A 24,111-nucleotide genomic window follows, 5' to 3' on the forward strand; every position below is an offset into this window, starting at 1 on the left:
ATCCTTACTTTTTGTTGGTTTCAGACACATCGCTGGCGTGGGTCTGGAGGTATTTCAACAACGTACGTTCCTCCACCGGATTAAGCCGGTAATAGGTCGACATGGCTTTCAGTCCGGCGATCCAGCCGTTAGCGGTATATCGGGTTGTAGGAGGAGTGCTATGACAGGCGCTACAGGTGGATTGCAGCATTTGATCTGAGTATTCCCAGATTGGCGCAAGCGTGTTGATAAAGTCCTGATCGGTGGTCCAGGCGGTGACGCTCACCTGCTGCCATTCCTGATGTGAGTCAGGATCGACCTGAGTGTGTAGCACTTTTACGTTCGCCATCAGGGGCTCATCGAGAACGGCGGAGAAAACGCGTTTCCCCATATACTGGGTGATCACCCGTCCACGCCCTTTGCTTTCTCGCCAGCCCGTGATTTCGAGCTGCACGTTACTGCCTTCTTTTTTCAGCACCTTGACCTCGGTAGCAGGAAATAACAGCGCCTTCCCGGCCGGACTCCCTGCCGTTGCCGCCAGTGATTTTTCGCTTAATGAGAACAGTGTGGTCGCATCTGTTGGCATATCTCCCTGACGCTGTAGCTGCTTATAGCGATCGCGAAAACCGCTGCTCATATCGGGTTTGTGATGGGCTATTCCTTTGTGACAATCGATACAGTTACTGTCTTTTGCTGCCGCTGCGGTCATTTGCGCCGCCGCGTTTGCCGATTGCTTGCCATGATCCATTGCCTCATAGCTATGGCAGGATTTACACGCCGCTGAATTATTCGCGCTCATGCGTGCCCACTCCCGCTGGGCTAGCTCCGGGCGTTTGGCAGCAAACTTTTCAGGAGTATCGATAGAAGGAGAAATAAAGGTGTGATAGAGGTCGTTTAAGGCTTCAGTTTTACGAATAAGCGTTGGAACAACGCCCGGGGGGATATGACAATCCTTACACTCAGCCCGCACGCCAGATGCGTTACGAAAATGCACGCTGGTTTTATATTCCTCTCCAGCCGTGCGCATCGAGTGACACGATAAACAAAATTCGGTGGTACTGGTGTAATGAACGCCTTGCCACGTTCCCCAAATAGCCAAGGCCATTGCCACCGCCCCAGCCAATACGCACCACAATGCGTTCTTTCTTATCCACGACATGCTTGCCTCCATTTTTTTAATAGCGACACGCTAAGGGATAATAAAAACCAAAAATAGAGACAGCGATAGCAAGTTATAGGAACAGCCACTACTCCATGAGGTGTATCAAATAGTAAAAACGAGAAATTCGTAATATAGTGGCTATATATTAATAAGGAATTCCTCATGCTTACATTAACGCTCAATAGAGAACTCCGCACTCCGCTGCAATTGCAAATTTTTCAATTTTATTTCCAGGCTATTCAGCGGGGAGATTTGCTTTGTGGCGATAAGCTTCCCTCTATTCGCGAGCAGGCTCAGGTATTGAACGTAGCCAAAATAACGGTAGTGATGGCCTATGATAAGCTTATGGCTGCAGGGTTAATCAAGAGCCGACACGGCATTGGCTATGAAGTGATATTCACCACGCCTGTACGTATAACACCAACGCATGTGCCCGTTACCCAGGGTTCTCCGCCGACAAAACCTAAAGCTGCCGGAGTCTCAACCGATGTTTACGCCGAGCCTGGACGAGAGTGCTACTGTCGGATGGGCGTCCCCGATCCCAACGCTTTTCCCTGGTCAAGTTGGCGGAAATGGAATAATGCTCCAAGCATACTTAAAGAACAATTATTTACCCGATACCATTCACCAAGTGGATTATTTTCACTGCGTGAGCAATTGGTCAGATACCTTAATTTATCCCGCGGAATTAATACCCGAGCAGAGAACATCATCATTACCAACGGGATTCAGGAAGGATTATCACTGCTCAGCCAAATATTTATTATTCATCATGCTGTCAGTCAGCAAAAAAAGTGCCATATTGTGACCGAATCCCCTTGTTATTCTGGCGCATGGCATCTTTTTAATTATTACGGTGCAGACATTACGTCAATTGCCGTAGATAACCACGGGCTGCAAACAGATAATTTACCCGAGTATGAAACCCAGCTTTGTTATGTTACTCCAGCGCATCAGTATCCGATGGGAAGCGTGCTTTCACTGGAGCGCCGTCAGTCATTATTAACGTGGGCGCAACGCGTCGGCGCTTACATCATTGAAGATGATTACGATGCCGTTTTTACCTATGGGGAAAATCCCCTTCCCGCGCTGAAAGCCATGGATTATCACAACCGGGTTATCTACATGGGGACATTTTCTAAAACGCTGGGGCCAGGCGCACGGCTTGGCTATCTTATTTGCCCTGATGAATTGCTTCCGGCGGTACAGAATATGAAAGCGCTCAATAACAACGGCAGTCAGTGGTTGTTGCAGCAATTTTTGGCCGAACTGATGCAAAACCAGGTGTTCTATACGCATATCAGCAAGCTGGCCTGCAGCTATGCGACGCGCCTCACCCTGTTACGCGATGGCCTTTCCACTCTGTTTCCCGAAGGGAAAATCGCTGGCGCAACGGCAGGTCTGCACCTCTCGTTACGCATTGCCAGACACGCAGAACTCATCACCAGGCTGCAGCAATGCTGCCTGTTGGCCGGGATCCGTTTCGACACTCTGCCGGATATAGAAAATGGATCAGAAGCCGCATGGCGCAAAGAGAACAGCGATGCTGTTATGTTTTTTGGGTTTGGTGGATTGCAGATACAGCAGATCAATAAAGTGCTGACAGTGCTGGAGCAGGCGCTCGCGCAGCCTTGATGAAAAACAGGGATCGCGCCTGTCGCGCAATCCCTGTTGTTAGACTTACAGCAGATCGCGGAACTGCGTTTGTTTCAGCGCCAGCTCAACGCCACGGACTTCTGCCAGGCCTTTCAGGCGGCCAATCGCAGAGTAGCCCGGGTTGGTTTTCTTGTGCAGATCGTCAAGCATCTGGTGTCCATGATCCGGACGCATCGGGATAGGACGCAGGTCGCCCGCCTTTTTACGCCGCTGCTCTTCGCTCAAAATGGCAGCCACCACCGATACCATATCCACATCGCCCTGCAGGTGCGCACCTTCGTGGAAGGTTTTCGGGTTATCTTCACGACAGGTTGAGCGCAGGTGCGTGAAGTGGATACGATCGCCAAAGGTTTCGATCATTTTCACCAGATCGTTATCAGCGCGCACGCCGTAAGAACCGGTGCACATGGTGAAACCATTATTAATGCTGTCGACCGTTTCTTTCAGCCACTGCATATCTTCGATAGTCGAAACGATACGCGGCAGGCCGAGGATCGGGCGCGGCGGATCGTCAGGATGCACGGCCAGACGCACGCCGACTTCTTCTGCCACTGGCACAATCGCCCGCAGGAATACCGCCATATTATCGCGCAGATCGTCCTTGCTGATGCCGTCGTATTCAGCGAGACGCGCACGGAACTGATCCAGCGTATAGCCCTCTTCTGCACCAGGCAGGCCAGCAATGATATTGCGGGTCAGCTTTTCAATTTCTGCATCGCTCATGGCATTGAAGTAGTCCAGCGCCTGGCGTTGTTCTTCGGCGGTATAATCCGCTTCAGCTCCCGGGCGTTGCAGAATGTGAAGTTCGAAGGCCGCAAAAGCAATCTGGTCAAAACGCAGCGCTTTGGAACCATCCGGCAGTTGATATTCGAGGTCGGTACGCGTCCAGTCGAGGATCGGCATGAAGTTATAGCACACCGTATCGATACCACAGGTCGCCAGATTACGGATACTCTGCTGATAGTTGGCAATCCACGTTTGATATTGACCTGAACGCGTTTTGATATCTTCGTGGACAGGGATACTTTCCACTACCGACCAGGTCAGTCCTTTTTCAGCCAGAATGGCCTGACGCTGCTGAATTTCTTCTACCGGCCACACTTCACCGTTAGGAATATGGTGTAAGGCGGTCACAACACCCGTTGCGCCAGCCTGACGCACATCATCAAGCGATACCGGATCGTTAGGTCCGTACCAACGCCAGGTTTGTTCCATTGTTTCACCTCACAAGTTGTTATACCAAATTAAATCATCTTAATGACGACTACCATACAGGCATCCGTCAACTGATCAACACATTGCCGATGATTGGTTGATCAAGCTCACATTCCCCGGATAAATGAGGCACACCAATTCAATTTGTTGTCATATAACTTTATACTGCCATTGTTAATTTATGGTTAATCAGGTGTATTAAATGAAAACTATTGCCTCAGCGCCACTGGCGGAAAATGTCATGATGCCGCAATACGACCGCCAGCAATTAAAAACGCGGATTGTGCATTTTGGTTTCGGTGCTTTTCACCGCGCCCATCAGGCGTTACTAACCGACAGGGTGCTGAATGCGCAGGGTGGAGACTGGGGTATTTGTGAGATCAGTCTGTTCAGCGGCGATCGACTGATGAGCCAACTGCGCGAACAGGATCATTTATTTACCGTGCTGGAAAAAGGGGCCAACGGCAACCAGCCAATTGTTATCGGCGCCGTCAACGAATGTCTCAACGCCAGGCTGGATTCGCTGGCGGCCATTATCGAAAAATTCTGCGAGCCTCAGGTGGCTATTGTCTCACTAACCATCACAGAAAAAGGCTACTGCATCGATCCGGCGACAGGTTCGTTAGATCTCAGTAATCCACGTATTGCTCACGATCTGCAAACACCGACTGAACCGCACTCTGCCCCCGGAATTATTGTTGAAGCCCTACACCGCCGACGTGAACGCGGGCTACAGCCGTTTACCGTCCTCTCTTGCGATAACATCCCGGACAATGGTCATGTGGTAAAAAACGCCGTCCTTGGAATGGCGGAGAAACGTTCACCAGAACTGGCAACCTGGATTCAGGAGCATGTCAGTTTCCCAGGCACCATGGTCGACCGCATTGTCCCTGCCGCCACTGAAGAGTCACTGGCCGAAATTGCCCGCGAGCTGGGGGTTGCCGATCCTTGCGCAATCAGCTGCGAACCGTTTATCCAGTGGGTGATTGAAGATAATTTTGTGTGTGGCCGCCCACAATGGGAAACGGCGGGCGTCCAGATGGTCGAAAATGTGTTGCCGTGGGAACAAATGAAACTGCGGATGCTGAACGGCAGTCATTCGTTTCTCGCTTATCTCGGCTATCTGGCCGGGTTCCAGCACATCAGCGACTGTATGCAGGACAGCGCATTTCGTGAAGCCGCTTACCGCCTGATGCTCAACGAACAGGTACCTACGCTGCAAATTACCGATGTGGATTTAGACCAGTATGCCCTAAGCCTGTTGGAGCGTTTTGCCAACCCAGCGTTGAAACATAAAACCTGGCAAATCGCGATGGACGGTAGCCAGAAATTACCCCAGCGCATGTTGGAAGGGATCCGCGTACATTTAGCCCGCCAAAGTGAGTGGCCACTGCTGGCGCTCGGCGTCGCAGGCTGGATGCGTTATGTGAGCGGCGTGGATGATTCAGGCACCGCTATTGATGTTCGTGACCCGTTGAGTGAGAAAATTGCCGCTCTGGTTAAACAGAGCACAGAGTCAGAACGCGTCAACGCCCTGCTTTCGCTGCGCGAGATTTTCGCCACCGATCTCGTACAGAATCCGCAGTTTGTCGCGGCCATTCAGAAGGCCTGGCAACGCATTGCCCAATACGGTGCGCATCAGGCTGTCATTGAGACGTTAAAAAGTTAACGATTTCTGCCATTAAGCAGGACGAAGCGCCTCTTCGTCCTTTCACCCCTTCTCTTTTTCCCCGTTTTTCGCCAGGATTGTTAAATGCCATTACGGTAATTTATGATTCTGGAGTAAATGTGACTAAAACCAATCTCATCACCGGTTTTCTCGGCAGTGGCAAAACCACCTCTATTCTTCATTTATTGGCAAACAAAGACCCTGCTGAGAAGTGGGCCGTGCTGGTTAATGAGTTTGGCGAAGTTGGCATTGATGGCGCGTTGCTGGCCGACAGCGGTGCGCTGCTAAAAGAGATCCCTGGCGGCTGTATGTGCTGTGTTAACGGTCTGCCAATGCAGGTTGGCCTCAATACGCTGCTGCGTCAGGGGAAACCCGACCGCCTGCTGATTGAACCCACCGGCCTCGGGCATCCCAAACAGATTCTGGATTTACTCACCGCACCGGTTTATGAGCCGTGGATCGATCTGCGCGCAACCCTTTGTATCCTTGATCCTCGCCTGTTACTGGATGAGAAAAGCGTCGCCAATGACAATTTCCGCGATCAGCTGGCCGCCGCTGATATCATTGTTGCCAACAAAACCGACCGTGCCACGACGGAAAGCGAAAACGCCCTGCAAAGCTGGTGGCAACACTACGGCGGTAATCGACAGTTGGTTCATGCCGACCATGGGCAAATTGACGGACAGCTACTGGATTTACCCCGACTAAACCTGGCGGAGCTTCCTGCAAGCGCGGAGCACGACCATAGCCATGCCAACAAAAAGGGGCTGGCAGCGTTGAGCTTACCCGCACAGCAGCGCTGGCGTCGTAGCCTGAACAGCGGTCAGGGCCATCAGGCCTGCGGTTGGATTTTTGACGCCGATACGGTGTTCGATACCATCGGTCTGCTGGAATGGTCGCGTCTTGCCCCGGTTGGGCGCGTGAAGGGGGTAATGCGTATTAAAGAAGGACTGGTACGCATTAACCGCCAGGGAGACGACTGGCATATAGAGACGCAAAACGTCGCACCACCGGATAGCCGTATTGAACTCATCGCCGATACCGAGACCGACTGGAATGCGTTACAGAGCGCGTTGTTGAGACTTCGTTTAGACGCTAGCGCGTAAGGTTGCCTTCGTTTTTAGCAATGGTAAACGACGATGAAAACCCGATACCCTTTAATCCTCCTGCTTAATATTGCTGGTCTGGCACTGTTTCTGTCCTGGTATATTCCAGCCGGGCATGGGTTCTGGTCTTCACTCGATACGGGCGTTTTCCGCTTCTTTAATCATAAACTGGTGGAAAGCCCGCTGTTCTTATGGGTTGTTGCTATTACCAATAATCGGGCATTTGATGGCTGCTCATTGCTGGCTATGGGCGCATTGATGCTGCACTTTTGGCTCAAAGAGACGTCGGAAGGTCGCCGACGCATTGTGGCAATTGGTTTGGTTATGCTGCTCACTGCAGTAGTATTAAACCAGCTGGGCCAGGCGCTTATTCCCGTTAAACGCGCCAGCCCCACGCTTATGCTGGATAATATTTATCGCGTCAGCGAACTGCTGCATATTCCGACCAAAGATGCGTCGAAAGACAGTTTTCCTGGCGATCACGGCATGATGCTGCTTATTTTTTCCGCATTCATGCTGCGTTATTTCGGAAAAGTCGCAGGAATAATCGGCCTTATTATTGCTGTGGTTTTTGCCTTCCCGCGCGTAATGATTGGCGCCCACTGGCTCACCGATATCGTGGTTGGTTCCATGACGGTGGTCTTGATTGGCCTTCCCTGGTGGCTAATGACGCCATTAAGCGACCGATTAGTCACTCTGTTCGTGAATTATCTACCCGGCAAAAACAAACAATTTTTAAACAAATAACGCAGAGTAATTAACATCATCAGGGATACTTCTGATTCCCTGATGATGCCGGGCAATATTTCATCATTCTGATTGTCATTCTCCTGTCATCTTATTCATGTTTAAAATGAGTGGGTTGCGTATTTTTTACCCTGATTGTTCTTAATTTAGACAATGCCGTTTATTCACTTTCTGTATCAATTTTTCTTATAAGAAATCACGTAAAATCACTCGCATTGACCGGAACGATCGGGTAATCTCGAACTCGTTTTGCCTCGCGGGATAATTATTCCCTTTCAGAATAAATTTGTGCGTTCTGCCACAGATTTGACCTTAAGGAATTGTCTCATCGTGCGATGGTAATTAGTCTCGTCACGTTTGGCATTTTTTATAACGATATTTATCGTTAAGGACTTCAAGGGAAAACAAACAAAATGGTCAAATCTCAACCGATTTTGAGATATATCTTGCGGGGCATACCCGCGATAGCAGTTGCGGTTCTGCTTTCTGCATGTAGCACAACGAACACCGCCAAGAATATGCATTCTGAGACGCATGCTGTGGGCAATGGAGATAACTCTTCACTGCAAGCCTCTCAGGATGAATTTGAAAATATGGTACGTAATATCGATGTTAAATCACGTATTATGGACCAGTATGCTGACTGGAAAGGCGTGCGTTACCGCCTTGGCGGCAGCACCAAAAAAGGTATTGATTGCTCAAGCTTCGTGCAGCGTACATTCCGCGAGCAATTTGGTTTAGAGCTTCCGCGCTCAACCTATGAACAACAGGAAACGGGAAAATCCGTTTCGCGCACTAATCTGCGCACAGGCGATCTGGTTCTGTTCCGTGCTGGTTCTACTGGCCGTCACGTCGGTATTTATATCGGTAACAACCAGTTTGTACATGCCTCGACCAGCAGTGGCGTTATCATTTCCAGCATGAACGAGCCTTACTGGAAAAAACGTTACAACGAAGCTCGCCGGGTTCTGAGCCGCAGTTAGTTTCGTTTGGCAGCTATCCCTTGGCTATCCTGATGAGACATTCCAAAAGCACTGCTTCGGCGGTGCTTTTTTGTTTCACCCTACGACTAAGAAAAATCTCACAACATGAGTCATTTCAGGTTATATTCATACAGAGTAAGCGGTTAAATCAGGTAAAATAAGGATCTATGTTCAGACGCTCTTCTTCATCCGGTCGGAAAATCCTGCTTTCCTGTATGTTAACGGGGCTTATCGTCGCAATACTCGTGAGTACCCTGCAGTTTTTCGTCACCTGGCATAAACGAGAAGTTAAGTACGACACGCTCCTTGCCGATATCCAGAATTACGTCAGCAGCTACTTTACCGACCTCAAAACCACCACCGATGCCCTTCAGCCGCTGGTTGCCAACAGTTGCCAACAAGTTGGCGCTAAACTGACCTCCAGTGCAGCCTTTAGCCTGAACGTTCGCGCTTTCTTACTGGTAAAAGACGGTATCGCTTTCTGCTCTTCCGCAACAGGTTCCATGTTCACTCCGATTTTAGATTTGATCCCGAACCTCGATATCAGCAGAAATATTGATGTGGAATTACTTCCCGGTACGCCCATGATGCCGGACAAACCAGCGATCATGATTTGGCACCGAAACGCGTCGTTCAACGATAGCGGCGTATTTACCTCACTGAATATCAATCTGGCACCTTATCTGCTCTATACCGCCCGGCAGGATGATTTTGACGGTATTGCGATTATCGTCGGTAATACCGCAATTTCGACATTCTCATCGCGAATCATCGATGTCTCCGCTCTTCCTCATACCTCCTGGCGGCAGGCCACTCTTGAAGGGATCCCGCTTAAAATTCGCTTATACGCACAAGAGTGGAGCTATACCGACGTCTGGTATTCTATTTTGTTGGGATGTATGGCCGGGATTATTGCCGCCCTTCTCCTCTGGTACTACATCTACAGCATCCGTTTACGCCCAGGCAAAGATATCCTCAACGCCATCAAGCATAACCAGTTTTATGTGGTGTACCAGCCCGTCGTAGAGATGCAAACGCTGGAAGTGAAAGGCGTCGAGGTCCTGTTACGTTGGAATCACCCAACAACGGGCGAGATCCCACCGGATGCCTTTATTCATTACGCTGAATCACAGAAAATGATCGTCCCGCTGACTCAGCATCTCTTTAAGTTGATCGCCCAGGATGCCCCGCCGCTACAAAAAGTGTTACCCGCTGGCGCAAAATTGGGGATCAATATCGCGCCATCGCATCTGCATGGCGAGACATTTAAAGACGACATCCGGCACCTGCACGCTTCACTTCCCGCAAACTATTTTCAGATAGTGCTGGAAATCACTGAACGAGATATGCTCAATCAGCACGAGGCCACAAAGCTATTTGAATGGCTACATTCCGCAGGTTTTGAAATTGCGATTGATGATTTTGGCACCGGCCATAGCGCGCTTTTTTATCTGGAACGCTTTACCGTTGACTACCTGAAAATCGATCGCGGATTTATTAACGCCATCGGGACGGAAACCCTGACCTCTCCGGTTCTGGACGCCGTGTTGACACTTTCTAAACGTCTTAATATGCTGACGGTTGCGGAAGGGGTAGAAACTCCTGAGCAAGCCCGTTGGCTGCGCGATCGTGGGGTGCATTTTTTCCAGGGATACTGGATTAGCCGACCATTAAAGCTTGCTGATTTTGTGCGTTGGATGGCACAGCCCAATAAGCCGACGTGGTGATCGCAGTATGCGATTCATATACTCTCACTCGCCGCTACATCCCTTATCTTTCAGGCATGATGCCCGTCGGGTTGTGGCAGGAAAAGGAAATCGCTTTTATATGATCCCTCGCGTACTGCTTCTGTTTATTACCCTCATCGGGTTTAGCGCCCAGGCGCAATCCATCAAAGAAAGCTATGCTTTTGCCGTACTGGGTGAACCGAAGTACGCATTTAACTTTAATCACTTCGATTATGTGAATCCCGCAGCCCCTAAAGGGGGTCAAATCACCCTGTCCGCCATTGGCACGTTTGACAACTTTAACCGCTATGCGATGCGCGGTAACCCCGGCGCACGTACCGAAACGCTTTACGATACGTTGTTTACGACCTCTGACGATGAACCTGGTAGCTATTACCCGCTCATTGCCGACAGCGCGCGCTACGCTGACGACTATTCCTGGGTAGAAATTGCCATTAATCCACGAGCGCGTTTTCACGATGGCTCACCCATTACCGCCCGCGACGTCGCATTCACCTTCCACAAATTTATGACTGAAGGCGTGCCGCAGTTTCGTCTGGTCTACAAGGGAACAACGGTAAAAGCCATCGCGCCATTAACCGTACGCATTGAATTAGCCAAACCGGGTAAAGAGGACATGCTCAGCCTGTTTTCATTACCCGTAATGCCAGAGAAGTACTGGAAAGATCATAAGCTCAGCGATCCCTTATCATCGCCACCGCTCGCCAGCGGCCCTTATCGCATTACGAAATGGAAGATGGGCCAGTATATTGTCTATTCGCGCGTCAAAGATTATTGGGCCGCTAATCTGCCCGTCAATCGTGGACGCTGGAACTTTGATACCATCCGCTACGACTACTATCTGGATGATAACGTCGCCTTTGAAGCGTTTAAGGCCGGTGCGTTTGATCTGCGTCTTGAAAATGATGCCAAAAACTGGGCGACGCGTTATACCGGGAAAAATTTCGCGAATCATTACATCATCAAAGATGAGCAAAAAAACGAGTCCGCGCAGGATACCCGCTGGCTGGCATTTAATATTCAGCGTCCGGTATTCAGCGACCGACGGGTACGGGAAGCCATCACGCTGGCCTTTGATTTTGAATGGATGAATAAAGCGCTGTTCTATAATGCCTGGAGCCGGACCAACAGCTATTTTCAGAATACCGAATATGCCGCGACAAAATACCCCGACGCAGATGAGCTGGTGATACTCGCGCCCTTGAAAAAAGATCTCCCCTCTGAGGTCTTTAGCCAAATCTATCAGCCGCCAAAATCAAAAGGCGATGGCTACGACCGCGACAACCTGTTGAAAGCCGATACCTTACTGGAGCAGGCCGGGTGGGTACTAAAGGGTCAGCAGCGCGTAAACAGCGCCAGCGGTAAACCTCTGAGCTTTGAACTGTTGCTCCCGGCGGGCAGCAACATTCAGTGGGTGCTGCCGTTCCAGCACAACCTGCAGCGCTTAGGTATTACCATGAATATCCGCCAGGTGGATAACTCACAAATCACGAACCGCCTGCGCAGTCGCGACTATGACATGATGCCGAGGTTGTATCGCGCGATGCCGTGGCCGAGTTCGGACCTGCAAATTCTGTGGGCCTCTCAATATATTGATTCCAGCTACAACGCCCCCGGCGTACAAAGCCCGGTGATTGATAAACTGATCGACCAAATCATCGCGGCACAAGGTGATAAAGCCAAATTGATCCCACTGGGCCGGGCACTGGACAGGGTATTAACCTGGAACTACTACATGTTGCCGATGTGGTTTATGGCAGAGGATCGCATCGCCTGGTGGGATAAATTTTCGCATCCTGCTATTCGCCCAATTTACACCATTGGTCTCGACAACTGGTGGTATGACGTCAACAAAGCGGCGAAACTGCCCGCAGCCAGACGACAGGGAGAATAAATGGGCGCGTATCTGATTCGACGTCTACTGCTGGTGATCCCAACGCTTTGGGCCATCATCACCATCAACTTTTTTATCGTGCAAATTGCCCCAGGCGGCCCGGTTGAACAGGCCGTCGCCGCCATTGAGTTCGGGCAAAGCGGGGCATTACCCGGCGCGGGTAGCGAAGGTGTTCGTGCCAGCCACGCGCAAACCGGCGTTGGTAACATCAGCGACAGTAATTATCGAGGCGGACGGGGTCTGGACCCGGAAGTGATCGCCGAAATCACTCGCCGCTATGGGTTCGATAAGCCCATTCATGAGCGTTACTTCAAAATGCTCTGGGATTACATTCGTTTCGATTTCGGTGACAGCCTGTTTCGTAGCGCCTCGGTGCTGACGCTTATCAAAGACAGCCTGCCTGTTTCCGTCACGCTGGGGCTGTGGAGTACGCTCATCATCTATCTGGTGTCGATACCGCTTGGGATCCGCAAAGCGGTGCATAACGGCAGCCGGTTTGATGTCTGGAGCAGCGCATTTATTATTATCGGCTATGCCATACCGGCCTTTCTGTTTGCCATTTTGCTGATCGTCTTTTTTGCCGGGGGAAGCTACTACGACCTGTTCCCGCTTCGCGGGCTGGTATCCGCCAATTTTGACTCCCTGCCCTGGTATCAGAAAGTAACCGACTACCTTTGGCATATTACCCTGCCGGTGCTGGCGACGGTGGTTGGTGGGTTTGCCGCACTGACTATGCTGACCAAGAACTCATTTCTGGATGAGGTGCGCAAACAATATGTCGTCACCGCACGCGCTAAAGGAGTCAGCGAGAAAAATATTCTGTGGAAACATGTGTTTCGCAATGCCATGTTGCTGGTGATCGCCGGCTTCCCGGCAACGTTTATCAGCATGTTTTTTACCGGCTCACTGCTGATTGAAGTGATGTTCTCACTTAACGGCCTGGGATTGCTGGGTTATGAATCCACCGTATCACGCGACTACCCGGTAATGTTTGGCACGCTTTATATCTTCACCCTGATCGGTCTGCTGCTGAATATCCTCAGCGACATCAGCTATACGCTGGTCGATCCTCGTATTGATTTTGAGGGACGCTAATGTCGCGATTAAGCCCCGTCAATCAGGCCCGCTGGGCGCGCTTTCGCCACAACCGTCGCGGCTACTGGTCGCTGTGGATTTTTCTGGTGCTGTTCGGTCTTAGCCTGTGTTCAGAACTGATTGCCAATGATAAGCCGCTACTGGTGCGCTACGACAATAGCTGGTATTTCCCCCTGTTCAAAAACTACAGTGAAAGCGACTTCGGCGGACCGCTGGCGACTCAGGCTGATTATCAGGACCCATGGCTACAACAGCGCCTGGAAAACCAGGGCTGGATCCTGTGGGCACCAATACGCTTTGGGGCCACCAGCATTAACTTTGCCACCGATAAGCCCTTCCCTTCCCCGCCTTCCGCACAAAACTGGCTGGGAACAGACGCCAACGGCGGTGATGTACTGGCGCGCATCCTCTACGGCACACGTATTTCTGTCTTGTTTGGTCTAATGCTCACCCTCTGTTCGAGCGTGATGGGCATTATGGCTGGCGCAATTCAGGGCTATTATGGCGGCAAGGTGGACCTGTGGGGGCAACGATTCATTGAAGTTTGGTCAGGAATGCCAACGCTGTTTCTCATCATTCTATTGTCGAGCGTGGTCCAGCCTAACTTCTGGTGGCTGCTGGGCATTACCGTATTGTTTGGCTGGATGAGCCTGGTTGGCGTGGTGCGCGCGGAATTTTTACGTACCCGAAACTTTGATTACATTCGAGCCGCTCAAGCGCTAGGCGTAAGCGATCGCAGTATTATTCTGCGTCATATGCTGCCCAACGCGATGGTCGCGGCCCTGACTTTTTTACCGTTTATTTTATGCGCCTCGATAACCACCCTGACCTCACTGGATTTTCTTGGGTTCGGTTTACCGCTTGGCTCGCCATCACTGGGAGAACTCCTGTTGCAGGGTAAAAACAACCTGCAGGCACCGTGGCTTGGCATCACCGCGTTCATCTCCGTTGCCCTGCTACTATCGCTACTGATCTTTATTGGTGAAGCGGTACGCGATGCGTTTGATCCCAACAAGGCGATTTAAAATGACACAACCTCTGTTAGCCATTGAAAATTTATCGGTAGGTTTTCGTCAACAAGAGACCGTGCGCACCGTAGTCAATGCCCTCTCACTACGGGTTGATGCCGGACAAACGCTGGCGCTGGTGGGCGAGTCTGGATCGGGGAAAAGCGTGACCGCGCTTTCTATCCTACGGTTGTTACCGTGCCCTCCGGTAGTTTACCCTTCTGGGGACATCCGTTTTCATGGTGAATCATTACTTCACGCCAACGAGCAGACGCTTCGCGGCGTACGGGGGAATAAAATCGCCATGATTTTCCAGGAGCCGATGGTGTCACTGAACCCGCTCCACAATCTGGAAAAACAGCTTTATGAAGTGCTGTCGCTGCATAGGGGAATGCGTCGGGAAGCGGCGCGGGCAGAAATCCTGACCTGCCTGGATCGCGTTGGCATCCGTCAGGCGGCCAAACGTCTCGCAGATTACCCACACCAGCTGTCCGGCGGTGAACGCCAGCGTGTGATGATCGCCATGGCACTGCTGACACGACCTGAGCTGCTTATTGCTGATGAACCGACTACCGCGCTGGACGTTTCCGTTCAGGCACAGATCCTGCAATTGCTGAGGGAACTACAGCGCGAGCTGAACATGGGATTACTGTTCATCACCCACAACCTGAGTATTGTGAAAAAACTGGCCGATACCGTGGCGGTCATGCAAAACGGCCAGTGCGTTGAGCAAAATAGAGCAGCACAGTTGCTCACTGCGCCAACGCATCCCTACACGAAGAAATTGTTAAACAGCGAACCTTCCGGCGACCCGGTACCTTTGCCTGTCGGGCAAGCTCCGTTGCTGGAAGTGGAAAAACTCCGCGTCGCCTTTCCTATCCGCAAAGGTATCCTGAAACGCGTGGTGGACCACAACGTCGTCGTTAACGACGTCAGTTTTTCCCTCCGGCCCGGTGAAACGCTGGGGCTGGTTGGAGAGTCAGGCTCCGGAAAAAGCACTACCGGACTGGCGCTTCTGCGGCTAATCACCTCGCAGGGAAGTATTGTGTTCGATGGGCTGGCACTGCATACCTTAAATCGACGCCAGCTGTTGCCGGTCCGTCACCGTATTCAGGTGGTATTTCAGGATCCCAACTCCTCGCTGAACCCACGCCTGAGCGTGCTACAGATTATCGAGGAGGGGTTGCGCGTTCATCAGCCTACCCTGTCAGCCGAACAACGCGAGACACAGGTGAAAGCGGTGATGGAGGAAGTGGGATTGGATAGCGAAACGCGACATCGTTATCCTGCGGAGTTTTCTGGCGGACAACGCCAACGCATTGCTATTGCGAGGGCATTGATTCTCAAACCTTCCCTGATCATTCTGGATGAACCAACATCGTCGCTCGACAGGACCGTACAGGCGCAAATCCTGACGTTGTTAAAATCCTTACAGGAAAAGCATCGGCTGGCTTATATTTTTATCAGCCATGATTTGCACGTAGTACGCGCATTATGCCATCAGGTTATTGTGCTACGTCAGGGAGAGGTCGTGGAGCAAGGGCAATGCGAGCACGTATTTAACGCACCACAGCAGGCCTATACGCGTCAGCTGCTCGCGCTAAGCTGACGCTCAAAAAGGATTGTTGTTTGAAAATGGTTCTGCGATAGCCACGCCGAAGTTTTTCAGTCTGCAGGTTGCGGCAAATTCGTCCTGGCGATTCACAAACAGGCACGGCTCCCCTTCACATTCCAGTACGGAACAAGGAACCTCGATATCACTGAGGGCCTGGCTGAGCTTATGCATGACTGACCACGCGCTGTCACCATCAGGACTGAGCAATTTGAGTGCCACCAGGCTGTTCTCATTACTCTGACCGTTTTGCGGAATCGGTTCAACTTTCGAACCTGCGAAACCCACCGACCAACGATAGCTCTGCGGCAGACGATGAACGATTGAGAGTTGTAATGTCATCACTTTCTTTCCCTGGAAGCACAATCACTTCACAATTATTTTACATCAATATTAACACATCATTGACAATACGTCTTTAGACAGTTGGTAAACGTTTACATCCAGTACTTATGCTGCTTACAGAACCCAGTAATTAAATTTATTCAACGGTTCTGGCATATTTCCGGGCTATATGTACTCGTTTCTGCGATCTAACTCAACCTTTTTAACTACAATGATGTGACTTTTTACATAAATTGATTTTACATAAAATAAACATAAGCGGGGGAAATGATAGATTTGCGGTTGATGTACATCAACTCTGGAGACCTTATGGCCCCCAGGTTGTGTAATAGATCACCGTTTTTGAGCGCGACTGGCGTAAAGATAGAAGAGAATTGAGCAGGTAGCGCAAAATGCGATCGACCATATCATTGGCCAGGCCGAGTTAAAGGTCGCCAGAGACAACAGGGCCCCGACAATGGCGCCAATGCCAAAGCGGAATGTCCCAGCCAGCGATGACGCCGTTCCCGCCATATGCGGAAATTCATCCAGAATAACCGCCATGGCGTTTGATGACACCATCGATACACAGCCAACAAACGCCGCAACGCCAACGACCAGAGCCCAGAACCCCAGCCCGAACAGTGCGCTAAAGACCATCCATCCCGCCATCACGAACTGGATCCACAGACCGGTACGGAACATATTCAATGCCCCAACCCGACGCACAAAGCGACTGTTGATGATAGTCATCACGAACAGGAATACGATGTTCAGTGCGAAGTAATAACCGAAATGCTGCGGTGAAACGTGGTTGATCTCAATGTAAACAAAGGGTCCGGCGCTCAGAAACGAGAACATCCCGGCAAAGCTGAACCCGCTGGCCAGCATATAGCTCAGCACTCGTTTATGACGAAACAGCGAGGCAAAGTTGCCAATAGTGGTACGCAGGCGAAACGGCTGGCGACGCTCTACAGGCAGGGTCTCTTTGATCAGCGTAAAGATCATCACCGACGCCAGAACAGCCGCCATGGCGAGGATCCAAAAGATATAGTGCCAGCTAAGCCATACCAGCACCCAACCACCCACGATAGGTGCCAACAAAGGCGCAATTGTGGTCACCAGCATGACGAATGACATCATGCGCGAGAACTCTTCCTTCGGATAGATATCGCGCATCAGGGCGTTGATTACCACGCTCGCCGCCGCAGCAGCCAGACCGTGGAAGAAACGCATCACGATCAGTTGATCAATAGTTTGCGCCAGGGCGCAGGCCACTGCCGCCGCCGCAAACACCAGCGTTCCGCCCAGAATCACCGGCTTGCGCCCAATGCTGTCAGCCATTGGGCCATAGAGCAACTGCCCCACTGCAAACCCCAGAATATAGGTACTGAGGGTCATCTGCGCGCTACCCGCAGGCACACCAAACTGTTCTGAGATAACAGGTAGCGCCGGAAGATACATATCAATCGACAACGGCATCAGCATGGCTAACAAGCCAAGGATAAAAACTATGGCAATTGACGAGTTCTGCCGGGTGGTCACATTTAGCTCCTGAAATTAACGCGGGGTTAAGTTAACGCTGGCGATTTCTTCTTCGGTCAATGGACGGTATTCACCCGGCTCCAGATCGTCATCAAGCCTGATGTCACCAATTCGTTCACGGTGCAGTTCCACAACGTGGTTACCCACCGCGGCAAACATACGTTTTACCTGATGATAACGCCCTTCGCTGATGGTCAATCGCACCTGAGTTGGCGTAATGACCTCCAGAACAGCCGGTTTGGTCAGGTCTTTTTCATTATGCAACTGTACGCCATGGGCAAACTGCTCGGCGGTATCGTCTGCCACTGGCGACTCCAGCGTCACCAGATAGGTTTTCTCACAATGGTGACGAGGAGAGGTGATACGATGCGACCACTGTCCGTCATCGGTCATCAGTACCAGTCCGGTGGTGTCGATATCCAGACGCCCTGCCGCATGCAGTTTGTAGGCAACCGGTTCATCAAGGAAATAGAGCACCGTCGGATGATCCGGGTCATCCGTTGAGCAAACATAACCCTGAGGCTTATTCAGCATAAAATAGCGCGGGCCATTTTGTTGAACCAGGGAATTACCGTCATATTCGACGTCGTGTTCTGGTAGCAGCTTAAAGGCACTGTTTTTAACGATTTCACCGTCGACGGTAACGCGGTTAGCACGGATCTCACGCCCGGCAATAGCGCGGCTGACGCCGAGTTGCTGAGCGATAAATTTATCAAGTCGCATGAGTGTGATTTTTGCCTGTAAAAATACGAGAAGCGGGTTTACGCCCGAAAAGTGGGACTATTATCCGCCCAGTATAGCGGTGTTACACCATCCCTCAAGGGAAATGATTCATGGCATACTATACATTGTTGCTGTTTACCTTAATGAGCTCATGATTTTTACTCTTCGCCCGTACCAAAAAGAAGCCGTGGACGCCACGCTCAACCATTTTCGCCACCACCGCACCCCGGCGGTTATCGTCCTGCCAACCGGCGCGGGCAAAAGTCTGGTGATTGCTGAACTGGCCCGCGTGGCACGTGGTCGCGTACTGGTACTGGCGCACGTCAAAGAACTGGTCGCACAAAACCATGCCAAATATTGTGCGCTGGGGCTTGAAGCCGATATTTTTGCCGCAGGCCTGAAGCGTAAAGAGAGCCACGGGAAAGTAGTCTTTGGCAGCGTACAGTCGGTAGCGCGTAATCTGGAGGCCTTTCAGGGTGAATTCTCCCTGCTGATCGTCGATGAATGCCACCGTATTGGCGATGATGAAGAGAGTCAGTATCAGCAAATCCTCACTCACCTGACTAAAGTAAATCCCCACTTACGTCTGCTCGGGCTTACCGCCACACCTTTTCGTTTGGGTAAGGGCTGGATTTATCATTTTCATTATCATGGTATGGTGCGCGGCGATGAAAAAGCGCTGTTTCGCGACTGCATTTATGAATTACCGCTGCGCTACATGATTAAACACGGCTACCTGACGCCGCCAGAACGCCTCGACATGCCGGTCGTGCAGTATGACTTTAGTCGCCTGCAGGCGCAGAGTAACGGCCTGTTTAGCGAAGCAGATCTGAATCAGGAGCTGAAAAAGCAGCAACGAATAACGCCGCATATCATCAGCCAGATTGTCGAGTTTGCCCAAACCCGCAAAGGGGTGATGATTTTCGCCGCCACCGTTGAGCACGCCAAAGAAATTCAGGGTCTGCTGCCCGCTGACGACGCCGCGCTAATCACTGGAGATACGCCAGGCGCTGAGCGCGACGTGCTGATTGAAGAGTTCAAAGCCCAGCGTTTTCGCTATCTGGTGAATGTATCGGTCCTGACCACCGGATTCGATGCCCCGCACGTCGACCTTATCGCCATTCTGCGCCCAACAGAGTCAGTTAGCCTTTACCAACAAATTGTTGGTCGTGGGTTGCGCCTTGCACCGGGTAAAACCGACTGTCTGATCCTCGATTACGCCGGCAACCCGCACGATCTGTACGCACCGGAAGTGGGTGCTCCGAAAGGGAAAAGCGACAACGTTCCGGTACAGGTGTTCTGTCCTGCCTGCGGATTTGCAAACACCTTCTGGGGCAAAACCACGGCAGACGGCACGCTGATTGAACATTTTGGCCGCCGCTGCCAGGGATGGTTTGAAGATGATGACGGCCATCGCGAACAGTGCGATTTTCGTTTCCGTTTTAAAAACTGCCCACAATGCAACGCGGAAAATGACATCGCCGCCCGCCGTTGTCGCGAGTGCGACACGGTGCTGGTTGACCCGGATGACATGCTGAAAGCCGCGCTCAGGCTCAAAGATGCGCTGGTCCTGCGCTGTAGTGGTATGGTGTTACAAAACGGGCAGGATGATAAAGGCGAATGGCTGAAAATCACCTATTACGATGAAGACGGCGCTGACGTCAGCGAACGCTTTCGCCTGCACACTCCCGCGCAGCGTACGGCCTTCGAACAACTGTTTATTCGCCCGCACACCCGAACACCCGGTATACCCTTACGCTGGATAACCGCCGCCGATATCCTCAATCAGCAGGCGTTGTTACGGCATCCTGATTTCGTGGTGGCGCGTATGAAAGGTCAGTACTGGCAGGTCCGTGAAAAGGTCTTCGATTATGAAGGTCGCTTTCGTCGGGCACATGAATTACGCGGTTAATCGTACTTTTGATTGATGTACCAGCCGTTTGAGTATAGAATCTCGCCCGCTTTTGCATACGCAAAGCAGATCACTTACCTGTTGCTGGGTCGCCTGTAGCAGGAATTATTAAAGAGAGATTTAAATGTTTACTATCAACGCTGAAGTACGTAAAGAGCAGGGTAAGGGTGCGAGCCGCCGCCTGCGTGCCGCTAACAAGTTCCCGGCAATCATCTACGGTGGCGCAGAAGCCCCGATTGCTATCGAACTGGATCACGATGCAGTTATGAACATGCAAGCTAAAGCTGAATTCTACAGCGAAGTTCTGACCATCGTTGTTGACGGTAAAGAAGTTAAAGTTAAAGCTCAGGCTGTACAGCGTCACCCGTTCAAGCCGAAGCTGTCCCACATCGACTTCGTTCGCGCGTAATCGCCTGGAAGTTGAAGAAAACCCCGCCTCGGCGGGGTTTTTTTATGGGATTTTGTCATCGATACTGATGGTTCTCGTCGACCGGATAAGGCGTTAACGCTCTCACCCGGCACACGGTTTTATTTCCCGCCAGACGTGCGGCGCTGCAGCTGGTCGCGCAGGTTCGGCGGCGTACCTTTGATGGTCAAGGTGTCCGTCGCCGGATCCCAGAAAATACGTTCACCCAGTAACATAGCGTCGAAGTTAATGGTTAACCCACCGCCGCTGCCGGCAAATTTGGTTAACTGACGCAGCGTGCTGCGATCCGCAGGGAAGCTCTCTTCCAGCTCGTAGCCTTTATCAGCGGTAAATTCGCTGAAGCTGACTTCACTGACGCCGGAAAGCTCTTTAGACAGCGACTCCAGTTCGATCTCTTCACCAGCCTGCAGCTGCTCGTTACAGTAGCTGTACACCTGCTGACGCACGTTCTGGCGTTCGGCTTTATCGAGTTGCGCCTCGGCAGTAAAGTCATCGACCGCCTGCAGCAGGCCACGGTTTTGCGCTTTGGCGTTCAAACCTTCGCTGGCACCGAGGAAATCCATAAAGAAATCGGCGACTTTGCGCCCTACCCGCCCTTTCAGGAACGTCAGATAGCGTGTGGACTCCGGATTGGTTTCCCACTCGGTTAAATCAATACGCGCCACGATGTCCGCATGATTGATATCCAGATAGTGCGTCGGATTGATATCCAGATTTTCATTGACGCGCATGCTGCTTAAATTGTTCAGCACGGCGACCAGCAGATACTCTACCGCCAGATAGCGGTAATGGCAGAACAGGACAATACCGCCGTCGGCAAAAGGATATTTCGCCAGCTCGTCCCGCAAGCGTCCGGTCGCGGCACGACTAAATGCCAGAAAATCCTCTTCACCCTGACGCTGTAAACGCAGCGTTTGCGCCAGTTCACTCTCTTCGCTAAACAGGCCATAGGCTTTATTCTTGGCGCTATACACCCGATGCAACTCAGCCATCATATCGACAACCGTCGCTGTCGGTTCCAGTAATGAATCGCGCAAGACCAGCTCAAGGTTCTGCTCGTCACGTTTGATAAGCTGGTGCAGGGCAATCTGGTTGATATCCAGACTCATGATAAACTCTCCTTTTAGACCGGGCGGTATTCAACCACCTGCCGGGCAGTGACGCAATAGAAGATAAAAAAGCAGAAAAAAAACTGTCTGTACGGTAATATGTTGCCCTTTCATGAACAGACTGATTTCGATTTATGCCACAAATTTCCCGCTATAGTGACGAACACGTTGAACAACTGCTGAATGAGATGCTCAACGTACTGGAAAAACATAAGGTGCCGACCGACCTTTCCCTGATGGTTCTGGGAAACATGGTGACTAACCTTATCAATACAAGCATCGCACCGGCCCAGCGCCAGGCGATTGCCAACTCTTTTGCCCGCGCATTGCAGTCTTCGGTAAACGACGACCAAGCGCATTAAGAGCCTGCTCCGGGGAAACGAACAACAGTTTATGGTAACTCATCGTCAGCGCTACCGTGAGAAAGTCTCCCAGATGGTTAGCTGGGGGCACTGGTTTGCCTTGTTCAACATTCTGTTGGCCATGGTTCTCGGTAGCCGTTACCTGTTTGTCGCCGACTGGCCGACAACCCTTGCAGGTCGTGTATATTCCTACCTGAGCGCTGTCGGGCATTTTAGCTTTCTGGTGTTTGCCACCTATCTGCTAATCCTGTTTCCCCTGACGTTTATCGTCATGTCCCAGAGGCTGATGCGATTCTTATCAGCTATTCTGGCGACAGCTGGCATGACGCTGTTGTTAATCGACAGCGAAGTTTTCACCCGCTTCCACCTGCACCTTAACCCGATAGTCTGGGAACTGGTCATTAATCCTGACCAGAACGAAGCGGCGCGTGACTGGCAACTGTTGTTTATCAGCGTGCCGGTTATCCTGTTAATAGAAATGTTGTTTGCGACCTGGAGCTGGCAAAAGCTGCGCAGCCTGACGCGTCGTCGCCATTTCGCAAAACCGTTAGCGGCATTCTTCTTCGTTTCTTTTATCGCCTCGCATGTGGTGTATATCTGGGCAGATGCCAATTTCTATCGCCCAATTACCATGCAGCGCGCAAACCTGCCGCTCTCCTACCCGATGACGGCGCGTAAGTTTCTGGAAAAACATGGCCTGCTGGATGCGCAAGAGTATCAGCGTCGCCTGATCGAACAGGGTAATCCGGAAGCGGTTTCCGTGCAGTACCCGCTCAGCGAACTGCACTATCGAGATCTGGGCACCGGCCAGAACGTTCTGCTGATCACCGTAGACGGCCTGAACTACTCACGCTTTGAAAAACAGATGCCTGCGCTGGCTGAGTTCGCCGGGCAGAATATCTCCTTTACACGTCACATGAGCTCAGGCAACACCACGGATAACGGGATCTTTGGCCTGTTCTATGGTGTATCGCCAAGCTACATGGACGGCATTTTGTCGACCCGAACGCCTGCGGCGCTGATCTCTGCACTGAACCAGCAAGGGTATCAGTTAGGACTATTCTCCTCGGATGGCTTTACCAGCCCGCTTTATCGCCAGGCGCTACTGTCAGATTTCTCCATGCCGAGTGTGCAAACGCAATCAGACGAACAAACCGCAAGCCAATGGATTAACTGGCTGGGACGCTACGCGCAGGAAGATAATCGCTGGTTCTCCTGGGTCTCCTTTAACGGGACAAACCTTGATGACAGTAACCAGAAGAACTTTGCCAAACGCTACGCCAGCGCCGCTCAGGATGTGGATGCCAATATTAACCGTGTTCTTAGCGCCCTGCGCGACTCGGGTAAACTGGACAACACGGTGGTGATTATTACCGCTGGCCGCGGTGTGCCGCTGACGCAGGAAGAGAACAACTTTGCCTGGTCGCGCGGTCATCTGCAGGTTCCTCTGGTGATTCACTGGCCGGGAACACCTGCCCAGCGTATCAATAGCCTGACCGATCATACAGACCTGATGACGACGCTGATGCAGCGCCTGCTGCATGTCAGCACGCCGGCTAACGAATATTCGCAGGGGCAGGATTTGTTCAATGCTACACGTCGCCATTACTGGGTGACCGCCGCCGACGGCAGCACGATGGCCGTGACAACGCCAGAGATGACACTGGTGCTGAACAACAACGGAAATTATCAGACCTATGATTTACGTGGCGAGAAAATAAAAGATCAGAAACCGCAGCTCAGCCTGCTGCTACAGGTTCTGACGGATGAGAAACGATTTATTGCTAACTGATTAATTATAAATCAGTTAGTGAGGCATCCTCTTGCATTCGTAGC

At 51.4% G+C, this 24,111-nt stretch carries 20 protein-coding genes; 14 read left to right on the forward strand and 6 right to left on the reverse strand.

Features of this window, described 5'->3' with window-relative positions; all coding sequences use genetic code 11:
• Positions 1 to 4 precede the first annotated feature (4 nt).
• Positions 5 to 1,138: a pentaheme c-type cytochrome TorC gene (torC, locus tag OGY08_RS05285; RefSeq protein ID WP_125362683.1), complete on the reverse strand. Its 1,134-nt coding sequence runs from the start codon at positions 1,136 to 1,138 to the stop codon at positions 5 to 7.
• 165 nt (positions 1,139 to 1,303) lie between these two features.
• Between torC and pdxR the strand changes: the two genes are divergently transcribed.
• Positions 1,304 to 2,776 carry a MocR-like pyridoxine biosynthesis transcription factor PdxR gene (gene pdxR, locus OGY08_RS05290; protein WP_048234896.1) on the forward strand — a complete coding sequence of 491 codons (1,473 nt, stop codon included), beginning with the start codon at positions 1,304 to 1,306 and terminating at the stop codon, positions 2,774 to 2,776.
• A gap of 45 nt (positions 2,777 to 2,821) precedes the next feature.
• On the opposite strand, the gene uxuA is transcribed toward pdxR, so the two are convergent.
• Entirely contained in the window at positions 2,822 to 4,012 is a 1,191-nt protein-coding gene (uxuA, locus tag OGY08_RS05295; RefSeq protein ID WP_048215901.1) for a mannonate dehydratase, read from the reverse strand.
• A gap of 202 nt (positions 4,013 to 4,214) precedes the next feature.
• Between uxuA and OGY08_RS05300 the strand changes: the two genes are divergently transcribed.
• From OGY08_RS05300 to yejF, 9 genes are all read left to right on the forward strand, one after another.
• Complete coding sequence (locus OGY08_RS05300; protein ID WP_125362685.1) at positions 4,215 to 5,681, forward strand: mannitol dehydrogenase family protein; 1,467 nt, start codon at positions 4,215 to 4,217, stop codon at positions 5,679 to 5,681.
• A gap of 119 nt (positions 5,682 to 5,800) precedes the next feature.
• Positions 5,801 to 6,787: a CobW family GTP-binding protein gene (locus OGY08_RS05305; RefSeq protein ID WP_048215900.1), complete on the forward strand. Its 987-nt coding sequence runs from the start codon at positions 5,801 to 5,803 to the stop codon at positions 6,785 to 6,787.
• Positions 6,788 to 6,820: 33 nt separating this feature from the next.
• A complete protein-coding gene (locus tag OGY08_RS05310) occupies positions 6,821 to 7,534 on the forward strand; it encodes a phosphatase PAP2 family protein (protein WP_032944023.1) in 714 nt (237 codons plus the stop codon).
• A 413-nt stretch (positions 7,535 to 7,947) separates the two neighbouring features.
• Entirely contained in the window at positions 7,948 to 8,517 is a 570-nt protein-coding gene (mepS, locus tag OGY08_RS05315) for a bifunctional murein DD-endopeptidase/murein LD-carboxypeptidase (RefSeq protein ID WP_003834567.1), read from the forward strand.
• 167 nt (positions 8,518 to 8,684) lie between these two features.
• Entirely contained in the window at positions 8,685 to 10,244 is a 1,560-nt protein-coding gene (locus tag OGY08_RS05320) for a cyclic di-GMP phosphodiesterase (RefSeq protein ID WP_286565822.1), read from the forward strand.
• Between the two features lie 100 nt (positions 10,245 to 10,344).
• A complete protein-coding gene (locus OGY08_RS05325) occupies positions 10,345 to 12,159 on the forward strand; it encodes an extracellular solute-binding protein (RefSeq protein ID WP_125362687.1) in 1,815 nt (604 codons plus the stop codon).
• Positions 12,160 to 13,254, forward strand: coding sequence for a microcin C ABC transporter permease YejB (locus OGY08_RS05330; protein ID WP_003834575.1), 1,095 nt, complete (start codon positions 12,160 to 12,162; stop codon positions 13,252 to 13,254).
• Positions 13,254 to 14,279 (forward strand): ABC transporter permease, encoded by a 1,026-nt coding sequence (locus tag OGY08_RS05335; RefSeq protein ID WP_003834577.1) that lies wholly within the window; start codon positions 13,254 to 13,256, stop codon positions 14,277 to 14,279. Before OGY08_RS05330 ends, OGY08_RS05335 begins: the two co-directional genes overlap by 1 nt.
• A 1-nt stretch (position 14,280) precedes the next feature.
• Complete coding sequence (yejF, locus tag OGY08_RS05340) at positions 14,281 to 15,870, forward strand: microcin C ABC transporter ATP-binding protein YejF (RefSeq protein ID WP_125362688.1); 1,590 nt, start codon at positions 14,281 to 14,283, stop codon at positions 15,868 to 15,870.
• 3 nt (positions 15,871 to 15,873) lie between these two features.
• On the opposite strand, the gene OGY08_RS05345 is transcribed toward yejF, so the two are convergent.
• From OGY08_RS05345 to rsuA, 3 genes are all read right to left on the reverse strand, one after another.
• Positions 15,874 to 16,218 carry a YejG family protein gene (locus tag OGY08_RS05345; protein WP_085951589.1) on the reverse strand — a complete coding sequence of 115 codons (345 nt, stop codon included), beginning with the start codon at positions 16,216 to 16,218 and terminating at the stop codon, positions 15,874 to 15,876.
• 333 nt (positions 16,219 to 16,551) lie between these two features.
• The gene (locus OGY08_RS05350; RefSeq protein ID WP_003834584.1) at positions 16,552 to 17,742 is read right to left on the reverse strand and encodes a Bcr/CflA family multidrug efflux MFS transporter; all 1,191 of its coding nucleotides are present in this window, start codon (positions 17,740 to 17,742) and stop codon (positions 16,552 to 16,554) included.
• A 15-nt stretch (positions 17,743 to 17,757) separates the two neighbouring features.
• Positions 17,758 to 18,465, reverse strand: a complete 708-nt coding sequence (rsuA, locus tag OGY08_RS05355; protein WP_008785291.1) for a 16S rRNA pseudouridine(516) synthase RsuA — start codon at positions 18,463 to 18,465, stop codon at positions 17,758 to 17,760.
• A 151-nt stretch (positions 18,466 to 18,616) separates the two neighbouring features.
• Here rsuA and radD point away from each other — a divergent pair, with 151 nt between their 5' ends.
• The gene (radD, locus tag OGY08_RS05360; RefSeq protein ID WP_125362689.1) at positions 18,617 to 20,377 is read left to right on the forward strand and encodes a DNA repair helicase RadD; all 1,761 of its coding nucleotides are present in this window, start codon (positions 18,617 to 18,619) and stop codon (positions 20,375 to 20,377) included.
• A 124-nt stretch (positions 20,378 to 20,501) separates the two neighbouring features.
• On the forward strand, positions 20,502 to 20,786 hold the full coding sequence (rplY, locus tag OGY08_RS05365; protein ID WP_003027502.1) for a 50S ribosomal protein L25: 285 nt from the start codon (positions 20,502 to 20,504) through the stop codon (positions 20,784 to 20,786).
• A 119-nt stretch (positions 20,787 to 20,905) separates the two neighbouring features.
• Here rplY and yejK read toward each other — a convergent pair whose 3' ends face one another.
• Positions 20,906 to 21,913, reverse strand: coding sequence for a nucleoid-associated protein YejK (gene yejK, locus OGY08_RS05370; protein WP_003027504.1), 1,008 nt, complete (start codon positions 21,911 to 21,913; stop codon positions 20,906 to 20,908).
• Positions 21,914 to 22,047: 134 nt separating this feature from the next.
• Between yejK and OGY08_RS05375 the strand changes: the two genes are divergently transcribed.
• On the forward strand, positions 22,048 to 22,275 hold the full coding sequence (locus OGY08_RS05375) for a YejL family protein (RefSeq protein ID WP_047500945.1): 228 nt from the start codon (positions 22,048 to 22,050) through the stop codon (positions 22,273 to 22,275).
• A gap of 31 nt (positions 22,276 to 22,306) precedes the next feature.
• Positions 22,307 to 24,067 (forward strand): LPS biosynthesis-modulating metalloenzyme YejM, encoded by a 1,761-nt coding sequence (gene yejM, locus OGY08_RS05380; RefSeq protein WP_286565825.1) that lies wholly within the window; start codon positions 22,307 to 22,309, stop codon positions 24,065 to 24,067.
• Positions 24,068 to 24,111: the final 44 nt, after the last annotated feature.

Source organism: Citrobacter sp. Cpo069, from assembly GCF_030332785.1.
GTDB lineage: Bacteria > Pseudomonadota > Gammaproteobacteria > Enterobacterales > Enterobacteriaceae > Citrobacter > Citrobacter portucalensis.

Bases quoted from the DNA above. Each gene is read 5' to 3' on its own strand.
- torC (WP_125362683.1), bottom strand. From the start codon at position 1,138: ATGTCGTGGATAAGAAAGAACGCATTGTGGTGCGTATTGGCTGGGGCG.
- pdxR (WP_048234896.1), top strand. From the start codon at position 1,304: ATGCTTACATTAACGCTCAATAGAGAACTCCGCACTCCGCTGCAATTG.
- uxuA (WP_048215901.1), bottom strand. From the start codon at position 4,012: ATGGAACAAACCTGGCGTTGGTACGGACCTAACGATCCGGTATCGCTT.
- OGY08_RS05300 (WP_125362685.1), top strand. From the start codon at position 4,215: ATGAAAACTATTGCCTCAGCGCCACTGGCGGAAAATGTCATGATGCCG.
- OGY08_RS05310 (WP_032944023.1), top strand. From the start codon at position 6,821: ATGAAAACCCGATACCCTTTAATCCTCCTGCTTAATATTGCTGGTCTG.
- mepS (WP_003834567.1), top strand. From the start codon at position 7,948: ATGGTCAAATCTCAACCGATTTTGAGATATATCTTGCGGGGCATACCC.
- OGY08_RS05320 (WP_286565822.1), top strand. From the start codon at position 8,685: ATGTTCAGACGCTCTTCTTCATCCGGTCGGAAAATCCTGCTTTCCTGT.
- OGY08_RS05325 (WP_125362687.1), top strand. From the start codon at position 10,345: ATGATCCCTCGCGTACTGCTTCTGTTTATTACCCTCATCGGGTTTAGC.
- OGY08_RS05330 (WP_003834575.1), top strand. From the start codon at position 12,160: ATGGGCGCGTATCTGATTCGACGTCTACTGCTGGTGATCCCAACGCTT.
- OGY08_RS05335 (WP_003834577.1), top strand. From the start codon at position 13,254: ATGTCGCGATTAAGCCCCGTCAATCAGGCCCGCTGGGCGCGCTTTCGC.
- yejF (WP_125362688.1), top strand. From the start codon at position 14,281: ATGACACAACCTCTGTTAGCCATTGAAAATTTATCGGTAGGTTTTCGT.
- rsuA (WP_008785291.1), bottom strand. From the start codon at position 18,465: ATGCGACTTGATAAATTTATCGCTCAGCAACTCGGCGTCAGCCGCGCT.
- radD (WP_125362689.1), top strand. From the start codon at position 18,617: ATGATTTTTACTCTTCGCCCGTACCAAAAAGAAGCCGTGGACGCCACG.
- rplY (WP_003027502.1), top strand. From the start codon at position 20,502: ATGTTTACTATCAACGCTGAAGTACGTAAAGAGCAGGGTAAGGGTGCG.
- yejK (WP_003027504.1), bottom strand. From the start codon at position 21,913: ATGAGTCTGGATATCAACCAGATTGCCCTGCACCAGCTTATCAAACGT.
- OGY08_RS05375 (WP_047500945.1), top strand. From the start codon at position 22,048: ATGCCACAAATTTCCCGCTATAGTGACGAACACGTTGAACAACTGCTG.
- yejM (WP_286565825.1), top strand. From the start codon at position 22,307: ATGGTAACTCATCGTCAGCGCTACCGTGAGAAAGTCTCCCAGATGGTT.